This window comes from Paracholeplasma morum (assembly GCF_016907055.1).
GTDB classification, from domain to species: Bacteria; Bacillota_I; Bacilli_A; order Acholeplasmatales; family UBA5453; genus Paracholeplasma; species Paracholeplasma morum.
Genome location: NZ_JAFBBG010000015.1, coordinates 1 through 12922, shown reverse-complemented (window position 1 = coordinate 12922; position 12922 = coordinate 1). Strand labels below are relative to the sequence as shown.

Genomic DNA, 12922 nt, shown 5'->3' with positions numbered 1-12922 from the left:
TCCTGTATTCTACAATTTACTTAATTGCTCAAATAGGGGTTCAATACAATCTATTATATATTCTTGATTGGTTACATTAAAATCTATTTCTGATGGCCATCTGTCTGTAAGTACGAAGTATTTTTTCCCTCTCTCCAGATAATTAGCAAATCCATTATTATTTTTCCAATTACGTGCTGTCATCACAAGCAAAAATGCTTTAGCCATTGGGAAATCTTTTTTCAAATGTTGCTCTCTGGATTGAAAATCTTCTTGCCAAGAATGCCTATTATATCCTAATTGTGTTTTGCACTCTATTATTGCAATTACATCTTCACCTTTCCAAATTGAAATATCTGGTCGTATAGAACCTCTTTTTCTTTTTATAGCTACCTCTGATTTGATTTCATAATCAAGTTTATTAATTTTGCAAAATACATTTAAGTAATATAGCACTGTTTCAGTAAAAAAATCAGCTGCAGGTGGAGTATAACCTCTTTTGTAAAACGTGTTCAATTCATATTGATAATGATAAAAAGTATGAAGTCTGTACAATATTGACTTAGTGATTTCATTATCTCCGATAGCTTGGTCATTTATCTCATTATAAACTAATTCGATTACTTTTGGTATTTTTTTATAAACCTCAGAAATTTCTTTTTCTAATGTTAATATTGATTTCATACTTTAACTCCCATTTTCAATTTTATAATATGAAAAGCTTGATGTAAGCAAATTATATTTTTGTTGGCAAATCTCAAAACCATTCTTTTTAGCAATATTAATTAATCTTGCTTTGTTTCTTTCCTTCATATCTTTTCCAATAATAATTCTACTTATACATGGAAAAGTATATTTTCTAGTTTCCACAGAATCCTTCTTTAGATATAGTCTCCACTCTTTCTCATGATCGTAGGTTTTACTTTTTGTTCTTGCTTGTAAATTGAATTGGACATCCATATTTGCAGCAACACGCTTATCGTAATCTTCTTTACAATACTCCATTTTGGCAATTCTGAATAACTCAACAAAGTCAACCGGCTTTTTAGCTCCATATAACATTGGTGCGAATTGAAATAATAAGTTTGATTGCGAATTAACTTCAACTTTTGATAAGTCGTATTCTATACAGAAGCCAGTATATTTTTTTGCATATGTTTGCCACAAATTATCATTCTTATAGGTTTGAGTAAAACAAGTTGCAAGAAATGAGTCTTTGAGTTCCAACATTTTATTGCTAAAATCATCCATTAAACTATTTGCCACTTTTTCTATGTTTCCCTGTGTTAAATAATTTTTGAAAAATTGATCAATAACAGTAATATCTGATGTTTTCAATCCTTTACTCAGAAGGTAACTTTTCATTTTATTTCTATTATATGTTCCGCTCTTATCTACTGTATTATCAAGATACTCATCAATAAGACCTCTGTTAACATTCCATCTTGAAAAATCTATTTTGGGATACTTCTTTTTTAATTCGGTTTTTAGTATATGTGGGTACCAATCACAATAAATATCAAATATTTCATCTTTTTGTGATTTAAAATTATATTTGATAGTTGAGTCTTTGATATCATCAAACTCACTAGCCAAAGATAACCATATATAGTCATTACTAATAGCATTAAAATCATTTTCAGTACATGACCTAAATCTATAGAGTTTTTTAGGTATTTTCTCTATATAACCTTTTATGAAATCATGATCTGTTTTACTAGATAAATAGTTATACAAATACTCAATTAAGAATTGTTTATCATAAGTCATAGAAGCCTCCAATCAGAGTTCAGAGCCAAGTTTAATAGTTACTTTTTCTTTTAAGAGTGTTGATACAATCCTCAAGTCAAAATAGTCTAACATCATTTTATGTGCAAATCTAATCAAGAAAGCATAAAATTCTACAATATATCCTTAGATCTTTTTATATATTCGTGAATGTATAAATCCAATTTATCAATCCTGTTTACAACTTTTATGTTTTCAAATTCCTCAAGATAGTACTTAGTGAAAGCAAAGGCATCCAGTTCAATTTCTTGAGCTATGTAGTTACTACCACATGTATCCATATTTGAACTATTAACTACATCTTGTAGTTCCTTTTGCCATCTTTTGGAACGCTCATTAGAAAATAAACTCACATAGAATATTTGAAAAACATGTCTGTATTCATGTGCGATACTTTTTGCACATTCCTCATAATCATTCTCAAACTTTTTATTGATAGCTACGTATTCCTCTTTTATATACAGTTTGCTATCATCAATCATTTCTTCAAACTTTATTACTAATGGATCAATACCTAATCTATCAGCTATTCTTTGACATAATGGTTTTAAATCCAATTTCACTTACCCCGCTAATTAATGTTAAATACGTAATTGTTGGTTAAATTATAACATTTTTATTTTATTTCTAAAAGCTTAATCATGACTATAATCAGAATGAGTAAAAACCACACAACTAATATTAGCTGTGTGGCACCTAATTTACTTTAATTAGCTTCTAATTTCTTTCCCATTGTTGAATTTAAACGTGATACTTTTATCTCTGTGTACTATTGCACTTTTAACCAATAACATCCATATTGATTCATTCCATGCTGTTATTTTATCTTCTGCCTGACTCAGATTGGCGACATATGTTCTCATATTAAGCTCTTGTGCCTTTTTATTGCATCTAGCATCTATGAGTTCTTCTTGACGATTCTTGGCTTGTTCATACCTCTTTGTGAGTTCCATGTATTTTTTATCATATTCATCTTGATCCATGTTTGATTTTGAGTTATCTTTTATCAGCTTATTTATGAGTTCAGTAGTCACAACCATCTCATCGTATAAGTCATCAATCTGATTATCTAATTGAGTTGTATCCGTAAGGAGTGCAATCATCACATTTGTATCATCAATAATTCTCTTCTTGTCTTGCATGGTTATGTTGTAAGCTTCAATAAACTTGTGTTTTATCTCGCTATCCGTTAAGTTTGGAGTCGTACATTTATCTTTGCCTTTTTCAAATTTTCGATTGCACTGAAGTATGAACCTTGAGTATTTGGTATTGGAGTGCCACTTCTTTTGGCCATAAAAACCTCCGCAGTCTTCACAAACTAACTTTGAAGCGAATATATCATTTGATGAGTACTTAGCTCCTAGCTCATCCCTCCTTACCAACTCTATCTGGACAGATTCCCATGTATCTCTGTCGATGATAGCAGGATGATTGTTTTCAACATAATATTGAGGAATTTGACCAGTATTTTTTACTAGCTTCTGGCTAAGGTAATCTTCGGTATAGCTTTTTTGTAGTAAAGCATCGCCCTTATACTTTTCATTTGTCAGAATCGAGTTTAATGTATTCTTTGTCCATTTCGTTGATTTCCCACTTGGCGTCTTAACATTTAGTTTAGTTAGATGATTTGCGATTCCAGTGATTGACTTCCCTTCAACTAAAAACATGCGATATATTAACTTAACAATGATGGCTTCGTCTTCATCAATTACTATTTTGTTGTTTTCTTTTTTATAACCCAAGAATCGCTTATAGGCAAATGATACTTTTCCTTGTTGAAAACTAGCCCTCTTACCCCATGTGACATTCTGGCTAATCGATCTTGATTCCTCCTGTGCGATAGAAGCCATGATTGTCAGGATGAGCTCGCTCTTTGGATCTAAAGTCCATAGGTTCTCTTTCTCAAAGAAAACTTCAACCCCCTTATCTTTTAGTTTTCTAACAAAAGATATTGTATCAAGCGTATTACGTGCGAAACGTGAGATGGACTTTGTGATGATTAAATCAATCTTACCTGCTAAAGCATCAGCAATCATCCTGTTAAATTCAGGTCGTCTTTTAGTGTTAGTTCCTGATAAGCCTTCATCCGCATATACATTGATGTATGCCCAGTCGCTTCTTTCTTTAATATACTTTTTATAGTAATTAACCTGCGCCTCATAGCTGGTGTATTGTTCATCGGTATTCGTAGAAACTCTTGCATAAGCGGCTACTTTCTTTATATGATTTGATCCAAGTTGAACTTGCGTGATTGGATTTTTAGTTGATGGTATTACTGTTACTTTAGCCATTTTGATTTTTTCCTTTCACATGGTTTAGTGCCTTGATTCTAGCTTGTTCCTTCATTTCTGGTGTCCACGAATCACTCCTGGATGACTTCCATTCGTATTCCTTGCTTGTTTGATCACTCAAATGCAATATCAGTTTTTGCTCCGGAAATACTTCTATCCATTCAACTTTTGATTTGAAGTAGGCTTCATTAAAACTATCACGATTCAAAATTTGATTAGCTGCTTCAATAATTTTTTGATTGGGTACTTGTTTTCCTGCACAGGCTTCAATACCTCTTTTATCGGAATATGAACACTTCCAAATCTCATTATATGGCGTTACTTTATGACTGAATCCTCTACCACACAACCCACAACGGAGCATTCCAGAAAACGGATATTTATTGCGTTTATTCCCTGAAGATGCTTTGTTTAATCTACTTTTTCTTATCTTTTGTGCTCGTTCAAAGGCATCTTTAGTAATGATTGCTTCATGGTTGTCCTTAACAATGTATTGATCGAACTCACCTCTATTGAATCTTCTTTTTTTAGTTAAGTGATTCTCTCGGTATGTTTTTTGGAGCAGTAAGTCTCCTGTGTAATTTGCATTTGTTAAAATTGCTTTAATTGTGGACCAGTACCATCTCGTCCCTGTTTTAGGAATGATACCTTTGGCTTCTAGGATTTTGCATATCTGTTCATCACCACTGCCATCAAAGTATAGTTGATATATCATTTGAACAATCTCAGCCTCTTTTGGAACAAGGATCAACTGCTTATTTTTGAGATCGTATCCTAAACAAGGTTTACCACCCCACATGATTCCCTGTTCAAAATCTTTCTTAATCCGCCACTTCATATTTTCTGATACACTTCGAGATTCTTCTTGAGCAAATGTTGCCAGAAATGTTAGTATCATCTCTCCATCACCACTATTAGAATGGATATTTTGTTCCTCAAAAAACACATCAACATTGATTGCCTTCAGCTCTCTAACTGTTTCTAATAAAGTCACAGTATTTCGTGCAAACCTTGATATTGACTTTGTTATTACCATGTCGATTTTTCCATCTCTACAGTCTTGAAGCAGTTGCTGAAACTCTGTTCTTGAATCTTTAGTCCCAGTAAGAGCTTCATCAGAATATACTCCTATAAACTCCCATTCTGGGTTATTTTTTATCATGTTCTTGTAATGGTTAACTTGTGCAGCTAAAGATTGAAGCATTGTATCTTTACCTTCGGATACTCTTGCGTATGCAGCCACCCTAATCCTCTTTGGCAATTTTGGTAATGTGCCTATTGTCGTAATTTTTCTCATCATTTTTGACCTCCTTAACAGGTACTATATCTATCACTTTATTGCGAGGAATAGTCAAGTCTATTTGGCGATAAAGATTACCTTTTTTGATACAATATTTCTCAGCTAAAAAAAGTTCGATTTTTGAGTATTCTTGATGTGTGATTATTCCCTCATCTCTCATGCTTTTTGCAGGTTGGATGGATAATAAGTATTGTTCTAAATTACTTCGTTCCATCGCTTGATTTCCTCTTGTTAATCTTGTCATTGATATAACATTCATGACTGCAATAGTTTCTTTCTTTAACCGCATAGATTGTGAACTCCTTATTACAATACTTACAGGTATGTGTGTAAAAAGCTCTTTTTTTGAGTTTATCATGATGTTGATTCCACCATTTCCATCGACATTTATCTGAGCAAAATCTCTTTTCTTTTCTTCCTTTTGTTATTTTTAACTTGATGTGACATTGTTCACAGCTTCCACCGAGTAGATCCTCTTCATTAATCTTGTTACAAGCATATCTAACAACACTCAAAGATAGATTTAGTTCCTTAGCAATTTTTTTATACCCATAACCCATCTGTTTTAGTTCAAGTATTTTTCTCTTATCATTAGTCATTGAAAATACCTCCTCAATGGTTAATGGCATCTTTTTTTGATTTTGCCGGTTTTATTTTTCTTTTTTTTCAACCAAATGCGTAATACATTTAATTTGAGCAAAAAAAACCTCACTCGTGGTTTATCCTATAAGTGAGGTGTCAAAATCAAGAAACTTATTAATTTTAGTTATATGAAGCGGATCGGGATTAAGTGGTACCTATGAAATATTTGGGTGCCGCAAATCCCCATTTTTTCCGTTGGTGTCATCACAGGTGATTTTTGGTATATTTAATAATTAAATTAAAGCTAAATCAGGACCAATAAGCTCTTCCACCATCGTTTGGAGTAGATATTGCATCTCCAATGAATTTTAGAGTAACGAGATCTGCAACATCATTATTTGTAGTACTATAAATTCTAACTACATAAAAGTTGTTAGGATGAACATCAAAAGTGAAACTCAATGTGCCAATATTTGATGTTCTTTTAGTGACGAGATTCCCGTCTTCATATACCTCAAATGTTAGTGATGGGGCAAGAAATCCACTATATAAATAGTTGAAATTAATAGTTTGATTTTTTAAGCTATGAAATTTATATTCTTTTATATCTGGCGAGAAAATATTATAATCAAAACCAATATTATGTACTTCATAAGGAAAGGATAGACTCATAGTTTCGCTCCATTTAGCATATAGAATAATATCTTTTGATATTGTGTCTTCGAAATCATAAGGATCACCTAAGCCCTCTTTATTATTAAACCATCCCATAAATGTTTTTGGCCATTTGCTTATTATTGGATAAGAAATACCACTAAAGTAGGTTATGGTTTGAGATGGTGGGTTTGCGACATCTACATCTTGTGTGTCAAAAGATACAATATAAGTTATTAATTCCCATTCTGCATAAAAGTTTTTTTCACCAATTGACCCCATCTCAATACTTGTTGAAATTGTCTCGTTGAAATTTGGATCCATATTCCAACCTATAAAAATATACCCTGGTCTTATGATATCAGGAAGTTGAATCTCAATTGTTTCAATATTATAACTTAAATTTTGTTGACTGCTTCCCCCATTAGAGTGGAAAATTATATCATAATTAACAATTTCCCAGTATGCATTAAGCTCTTGGTTTGTTGTTAGTTCATATATATCTGATGATTTAACCCTTTCGCCAGCGTCATTAAACCAACCTGAAAATTCATAACCTTTTTTTTCAGGAGTCGGTAAATTTCCATATGTATCACCATAAGGAATTTCCCTAAGTAGATCATCTGAAGCTATATCATTAAATTTAAGAACTAAAGTGTAAATTATCGGTTCCCATTTAGCAAACAATGTAATGTTTTGAGCAGGCATAGTATATCCCTCGATATTACTTATAAAATTCGAATCTAAAAACCATCCGGCAAAAATATATCCTGCTTTAGTGGGTTGGTTATTTGGTAAAACAAGTTCCTGATAGTAAAATTGTTCAATATCCATATCATCGTAAGTACCACCGTTTAATTGATAGACAACTAAGTATGCATTTTTACTCCATTGTGCATACAATGTAAAATGACTACTTGAATCCATTGTGTATTGGTCATTATTACCATACTCGACCTCACCATTAGGGGTCGTGCTCCATCCTATAAATAAATATCCAGTTTTTGAAAATTGATTATCATGTAACGCTGCTACTTGGTCTGTTTTTATCATTTGATCTTGCATGGTACCCATTCCACCATTTGCATCAAACGATATACTATTTAAGTTCCCTTCCCATTGTGCATATAAAGTCGGATTAGCATCAACACCCATTTGATAAGCAGCACCATTTTGATATTGCACAGGGCCGTTAGCAGTTGTCGCCCACCCAATAAAAGTATATCCTTCTTTTGTAAATTGATTTTGATTTATATTAGCAATTTGATTGGATGCAATAATTTGACTAGACATTGTTCCAGTACCACCATTTGCATTAAAGGACAACTGATTATTGTTTGCATCCCAAACAGCATAAAGTTTAAAGCTGTTTTCAGAATTCATTTTATATGTTGCTCCATTAATGTATTCTACATTGCCATTGGGGCTGCTACTCCAACCAGTAAATGAATATCCAGTACGAATAAAATTGATGTTTTCGATGACCGAATTATCTGTTTGAATGATTATTTGATTCATAACCCCAGTTCCATCGTTAGAGTAAAAAAATAACGGACGACTCCATATTGCTTCTAATTCGTAGTCTTTACTACTAAAACTTGGAATTTCATTAATGAAAGAACCCGTGTTTTTATCTTTCCATCCAACAAACGTATAATCAGCACGAGTAATCATTGGTAAAGAATATCGATCCAAAAAATCAACTTTTGTTATTTTATCTTCTTTTTCATAATTATAAATAAGCGATACTTTGGATGTTAAAACTACATTATTTAAGATGGTTGATAGTAAAAAAATCCCCAGTAGTGAAGCGAACACAAATCGATATTTTGTAAAAAACAATCGTACATTTTTATAAAACAATTGTCTACTAATTACTCGTTGCTCAAGTTTTTGTTTTTTTAGTTCTTCTTGTTTCCTTAGTTCTTCTTGTTTCCTTAGTTCTTCTTGTCGTCTTCTTATTTCTTCTTGTTTTCTTAGTTCTTCTTGTCGTCTTCTTATTTCTTCTTGTCTCTTTTGATCAAAATACTGATTATTTGTGTTTCCATTGTTGTTAGAATAAACAGAAGAAAAACCCGATTGAATCATACTGTTCACATAGTTAATGTTTTCACTTATAAACTCTTGTGCCTCTTTTAATTCTTTAAATTTACTACCATCAACATATCTCGAGTTTGCAACATCTGGATGGTAGATTTTAGCAAGCTTTCTATATTGATTATTAATGAGTTCAACGGTTAAAATTTGGTTAATTGAAATTTCTAGTAGTGTTAACATTTGTATTATTTTAATAGTGTCTTTACTCATGATTTATCTCCTTAATAACAATGAATATAGAAAAAATACAGTAGAAATATAGTTGAATTAGTTGTAGTATTTCAAAAGAACAATCCATTCTCAAAAGGCTATTGACATTAACTAACTTGTCAGTTGTCGAGTTTTGTGATATATCGATAGGCTTTTAATCTGAAAAATGGATTCTGCTTATATCATATCAAAGGTAATCAAGGAAATTATATCACAAAAACTGATGGTTTTTTTCGTTTATTATAGATTCAATGCGATGGTTTTTTCACAATATCTCTAGGAAAGTGATTATAAATATTATGATTCTATAAGTATATATCTATATAGTATATATTCAATGTTCTCCAACTTTTTATTGAGCTCATCTATGAACTTGTTAAAATTCCTGTTTTTGAATCCTTTGACAATATTACTAAAATCCATTTTATCACACTCTTTTTGATTTATATGCTTATTATACGTTGTTAATGAAAATAAAAAAAGTAGCATAACAAGCGGAATGGTTACCGACATGTTATGCTACATATTTATTATATCAAATTTATGCGTTTTAGTCAATGTTAAACGGCTTAATGTGGCTGTAAATGTCATTTTATTTTGATTTATTAATTTGGTTAGAAACATCTATAATTGATTCAATAATACCTTCAATAGTAACTAAATCAATTGTAATCTTCTGATCAAGCAAGAACTGATTTATATTTGAGATCACGTATTTCTTCTTTTGATCGCCTTTGGTATAATTTTTCTCTGCATCAATACAAAGTTTTCTAATTTGTTCTTCGACTTTGATAAACGTTTCATAGTATACTTTTGCTTTCGAGTTTCTCTTTGACCAGTAACCTAATCCAATAGATACAAGTGAAAGTATCACACTAATGATGGTCGTTATTAATTCTGTATTATTCATCTTTCTTATCCTCACCTTTACTTAGCACTTCAAGTGCATTTTTAATCATTCGTGGAACTGGTAATCCTGCAAGCGTTGAGTTTTCTAGGATACTTACTCCTTCCATCGATATGAAGGCGATCACAGCTCCATCTCTTACAAGATTAGTACCTAATACAATATCTAGTTGTTCAGCTAAAGCAACTAAAAACAAAATGAATATTTTCTTTGCCAACCCTTTAATACCAGCTTCACTACTAACCCTGCCATTTTTTGTTTTACTGCTCTTCTTAAATATGATTGCCAAGATTAAACCCGATAGGAAATCAATAACCATGAAAATTATGAGTGCGATTAACAATTTATCAAATCCTCCAAATAGGTATGAGGCTAATGAACCTAAGGATCCAACAATGGTTAGTATTAAGTATTTAACTTTCACGTTCTCAAACCTTCTCTAATTGTAATTATTTCATCAAGATATGTTTTTAACTGGGTTAAGTGTTCTGGTGTGTTTAACTCTTTATCCCAGCTTTTCTTATGTTCAAATACTTTGTTTAACCACACCTCATTTAGGTTTACATCGTATTTTCCTGTTTCTAAATATTTCTCTAAAATGCCTCTAATTCTAATAATGTGATAACTTCTTTTGACTATCACCTTTTCAACATTGACGAGTTGATTGAAGTACTCAATGACTGCGTCTAAGTATAGCGGTAATACATCTTCAAACTTTAAAGTAATGATATTGTTGTATTCTGTTTGATAACTTGGATTTAGGTAGATCAGATTATCCGCCATGTTGATCACATCATCCGAATGAATCAGGTTGTAAAGTGGTAATGTATCTGTAATAGACTGTCTTTGTAAAAAATCCTCATATCCATAAGCAAATATATCCACACCATCAATTGAAGCATGAATAATACCTTTGAAGTTGTTTAAAACAACCGTTAAGTCTGTGTCAGACTTTTTTTGTTTTGTTTTGTAGTTATCTGAGCCACAGTAATAAATAAACATGACCTCATTCATAGAAAACATGTTCACTACGATTTCTGTAAGCTTGCTGTTGGTAAACTTTCTAGGCATCATACATCCTCCTCTACTTCTATATCATCTGCTGACTGTTCAAAACCCTCAACGTTTTCTTTTAGCCAAAGATATGCAATACCTCTTGGATCTTCGTTGATGAATAAATCAAAATCGACATCTGGCACTTCGATATCTACGACTTCTAAGGGTTCACAGTTATTGAATCTTTTATCCTTTGAAATGTAGGATGCGACACAAAGTATAATCTTTCTACTTCGATAATTAATGTTGATACCGATGATACGGTGATAACTAACATCTACCCCTACCCTTGATTGTAAGTTTTTAATTATTGCCATTTTATATTCCTCCTCTTATTAAGAGCCATATACTTTGGCTCCATTAACTGTTTCATTTGTAATTTGACTCCCATTTAGCGAGTTTGATGTGACTTTACTACCATTTAGTGTAATGAGTTCAGTAGCACTCGATGAACCTGTAATCGTGATGGCTCTTCTTGTTGATCCTGGTGCTTTAAAAAATACTTCAATATAATAGGTTCCTGGGCTAACTCCAGAAAATGAAACACTATATGCCATACCACTTTGTAAATCATTAGTGTCATCATAATATAGAGACTTTACATAGGTACCACCGGTTAGTGCATCATACAGACTTAAAGAAAAACCAGGAAGTGAAAACCCACTACCTGATAATGTGAAATTAATCACTAAACCAATGTTTCCTGTATTTGATGCAGTTGTAGGACTTATACTATGGATCGTTAAAGTATATGCCATCCTAGTTAACCAACCAAATACGTTCTAAGTAAACAGTTGTTGATGTGTTCGTAGTCCATGCGATTGATGTGCCACTAAAGTTTCCAATCAAATGTCTTAAATATCCAATCGTCATCGTATTTGAGATTGAGTTTGAAACATATGCTTTGAATGAATGTGTTTTGAAATATTGGCCATCGAAGGTAGTCCATGAATAAAGTCTATCGTATGTTGGACTTGCTGATGTTGTGCTATTCGTACCCATCCTACCGTAAACAATATGTGTTTCATAAGAATCTGTGGCTGTAACTGCTCTAACCTCAAACGCTAGGATCTTATCATATAGATTAATCGATCTATTGAGCGTAATGTTATTAGCTGTAATGGTCGTAGGTATCGAAAGATTGCCCTCATATAGCAATGAGAATCCACCACCTATTTTAATAACACTACTGTTACCTCTAATATATAATTCATTATTTGTTGTATCGAAACCCAGCTCACCAACTTGAGTCAAATGGCTTGTGGTTGGAACCGATGTGCCTCTTTTAACTCTGATGATAGCCATTAGTATGTTCCACCATCAATAACCGATGTTGGTGTGAGTACTTTTGTTTTATCAATACCAATGTAATAAAAAGTTTTAACTGGATTATAGTTTGTATCCTGAATACTATGGAGTACTAATCCATTATCAAGAACTGATGCATCGAATGATGCCTTTGTCGTATCGAACTTAGCACCTACACCTTGCATCAAGGCAACATTTTTCACATTAGCAATCTTTGTTCTTTGGTCATCAGTTAAGTGAAGATTACTTGATACGTGTGCATTATAAGTAGATGTTGCAACTCCACCTAGTTCTGATAATGTGATAACTACAGCACCAGTTTTACTATTAACGCTTGTTACAGGGCTCACTGCTGGAATGATTGAGGTTGGAAGTTTTCCATCTGCACCAATTAAAGGCACCGTACCATTTGTTGTACCTGTATTCTTTTTGGATGCTGTTCCAAGTCCAAGTGCACTAATCTTTGAATCCATCGTAGCTTCAGCATTAGCTTTACTTGCAAATTCGATATAATCATTACTTGTTAATGGATTCGCACTAGAACCTGTTTTATCTGCTTTTGAGATATATAAATTCGTGCCGTTTAAGTCAACTAATGGTTCACCGGCTTTAATTGTGCCTGCTGTGCCTACAATGGGTCCTGTACCAGCAGACGTTCTTCTTTTAATTTGTATAACTGCCATGTTTTATTTCCTCCTTAGAAACGATATATAACAACTCGACTAATTGTATGTGTAGTCGAACCACATG

The 12922-nt window shown here is 32.5% G+C and carries 15 protein-coding genes; all 15 read right to left on the bottom strand.

Features of this window, described 5'->3' with window-relative positions; all coding sequences use genetic code 11:
- Positions 1-9: 9 nt before the first annotated feature.
- The 15 genes from JN09_RS06650 to JN09_RS06580 all read right to left on the bottom strand — a co-directional run bounded on the left by JN09_RS06650 (position 10) and on the right by JN09_RS06580 (position 12855).
- Complete coding sequence (locus JN09_RS06650) at positions 10-663, bottom strand: hypothetical protein (protein WP_204434085.1); 654 nt, start codon at positions 661-663, stop codon at positions 10-12.
- A 3-nt stretch (positions 664-666) separates the two neighbouring features.
- A complete protein-coding gene (locus JN09_RS06645; protein WP_204434083.1) occupies positions 667-1749 on the bottom strand; it encodes a DUF2971 domain-containing protein in 1083 nt (360 codons plus the stop codon).
- Positions 1750-1880: 131 nt separating this feature from the next.
- Positions 1881-2330, bottom strand: a complete 450-nt coding sequence (locus JN09_RS06640) for a hypothetical protein (protein WP_204434081.1) — start codon at positions 2328-2330, stop codon at positions 1881-1883.
- A 147-nt stretch (positions 2331-2477) separates the two neighbouring features.
- The gene (locus tag JN09_RS06635; protein ID WP_204434079.1) at positions 2478-4058 is read right to left on the bottom strand and encodes a recombinase family protein; all 1581 of its coding nucleotides are present in this window, start codon (positions 4056-4058) and stop codon (positions 2478-2480) included.
- Positions 4051-5355 (bottom strand): recombinase family protein, encoded by a 1305-nt coding sequence (locus tag JN09_RS06630; protein ID WP_204434077.1) that lies wholly within the window; start codon positions 5353-5355, stop codon positions 4051-4053. The genes JN09_RS06635 and JN09_RS06630 overlap by 8 nt, the downstream gene beginning before the upstream one ends.
- Positions 5303-5572, bottom strand: coding sequence for an SHOCT domain-containing protein (locus tag JN09_RS06625; RefSeq protein ID WP_204434075.1), 270 nt, complete (start codon positions 5570-5572; stop codon positions 5303-5305). The genes JN09_RS06630 and JN09_RS06625 overlap by 53 nt, the downstream gene beginning before the upstream one ends.
- Positions 5559-5957: an RNA polymerase subunit sigma-70 gene (locus JN09_RS06620; RefSeq protein WP_204434073.1), complete on the bottom strand. Its 399-nt coding sequence runs from the start codon at positions 5955-5957 to the stop codon at positions 5559-5561. The genes JN09_RS06625 and JN09_RS06620 overlap by 14 nt, the downstream gene beginning before the upstream one ends.
- Before the next feature lie 292 nt (positions 5958-6249).
- Complete coding sequence (locus tag JN09_RS06615) at positions 6250-8901, bottom strand: InlB B-repeat-containing protein (protein ID WP_204434071.1); 2652 nt, start codon at positions 8899-8901, stop codon at positions 6250-6252.
- 592 nt (positions 8902-9493) lie between these two features.
- The gene (locus JN09_RS06610) at positions 9494-9811 is read right to left on the bottom strand and encodes a phage holin, LLH family (protein WP_204434058.1); all 318 of its coding nucleotides are present in this window, start codon (positions 9809-9811) and stop codon (positions 9494-9496) included.
- A complete protein-coding gene (locus tag JN09_RS06605; protein WP_204434056.1) occupies positions 9804-10232 on the bottom strand; it encodes a phage holin family protein in 429 nt (142 codons plus the stop codon). Before JN09_RS06605 ends, JN09_RS06610 begins: the two co-directional genes overlap by 8 nt.
- Positions 10229-10879: a hypothetical protein gene (locus JN09_RS06600; protein WP_204434054.1), complete on the bottom strand. Its 651-nt coding sequence runs from the start codon at positions 10877-10879 to the stop codon at positions 10229-10231. Before JN09_RS06600 ends, JN09_RS06605 begins: the two co-directional genes overlap by 4 nt.
- Positions 10879-11181 (bottom strand): hypothetical protein, encoded by a 303-nt coding sequence (locus tag JN09_RS06595; RefSeq protein ID WP_204434052.1) that lies wholly within the window; start codon positions 11179-11181, stop codon positions 10879-10881. Before JN09_RS06595 ends, JN09_RS06600 begins: the two co-directional genes overlap by 1 nt.
- Positions 11182-11199: 18 nt before the next feature.
- Positions 11200-11622 carry a hypothetical protein gene (locus JN09_RS06590; protein WP_204433611.1) on the bottom strand — a complete coding sequence of 141 codons (423 nt, stop codon included), beginning with the start codon at positions 11620-11622 and terminating at the stop codon, positions 11200-11202.
- 1 nt (position 11623) lies between these two features.
- Entirely contained in the window at positions 11624-12169 is a 546-nt protein-coding gene (locus JN09_RS06585; protein ID WP_204433612.1) for a hypothetical protein, read from the bottom strand.
- Positions 12169-12855, bottom strand: coding sequence for a hypothetical protein (locus JN09_RS06580; RefSeq protein WP_204433613.1), 687 nt, complete (start codon positions 12853-12855; stop codon positions 12169-12171). Before JN09_RS06580 ends, JN09_RS06585 begins: the two co-directional genes overlap by 1 nt.
- Positions 12856-12922: the final 67 nt, after the last annotated feature.

Excerpts from the sequence above, each read along its gene's own strand:
- JN09_RS06650 (WP_204434085.1), bottom strand. The coding sequence starts at position 663 with ATGAAATCAATATTAACATTAGAAAAAGAAATTTCTGAGGTTTATAAA.
- JN09_RS06645 (WP_204434083.1), bottom strand. The coding sequence starts at position 1,749 with ATGACTTATGATAAACAATTCTTAATTGAGTATTTGTATAACTATTTA.
- JN09_RS06635 (WP_204434079.1), bottom strand. The coding sequence starts at position 4,058 with ATGGCTAAAGTAACAGTAATACCATCAACTAAAAATCCAATCACGCAA.
- JN09_RS06630 (WP_204434077.1), bottom strand. The coding sequence starts at position 5,355 with ATGAGAAAAATTACGACAATAGGCACATTACCAAAATTGCCAAAGAGG.
- JN09_RS06625 (WP_204434075.1), bottom strand. The coding sequence starts at position 5,572 with ATGGAACGAAGTAATTTAGAACAATACTTATTATCCATCCAACCTGCA.
- JN09_RS06620 (WP_204434073.1), bottom strand. The coding sequence starts at position 5,957 with ATGACTAATGATAAGAGAAAAATACTTGAACTAAAACAGATGGGTTAT.
- JN09_RS06615 (WP_204434071.1), bottom strand. The coding sequence starts at position 8,901 with ATGAGTAAAGACACTATTAAAATAATACAAATGTTAACACTACTAGAA.
- JN09_RS06610 (WP_204434058.1), bottom strand. The coding sequence starts at position 9,811 with ATGAATAATACAGAATTAATAACGACCATCATTAGTGTGATACTTTCA.
- JN09_RS06600 (WP_204434054.1), bottom strand. The coding sequence starts at position 10,879 with ATGCCTAGAAAGTTTACCAACAGCAAGCTTACAGAAATCGTAGTGAAC.
- JN09_RS06595 (WP_204434052.1), bottom strand. The coding sequence starts at position 11,181 with ATGGCAATAATTAAAAACTTACAATCAAGGGTAGGGGTAGATGTTAGT.
- JN09_RS06590 (WP_204433611.1), bottom strand. The coding sequence starts at position 11,622 with ATGGCATATACTTTAACGATCCATAGTATAAGTCCTACAACTGCATCA.
- JN09_RS06585 (WP_204433612.1), bottom strand. The coding sequence starts at position 12,169 with ATGGCTATCATCAGAGTTAAAAGAGGCACATCGGTTCCAACCACAAGC.
- JN09_RS06580 (WP_204433613.1), bottom strand. The coding sequence starts at position 12,855 with ATGGCAGTTATACAAATTAAAAGAAGAACGTCTGCTGGTACAGGACCC.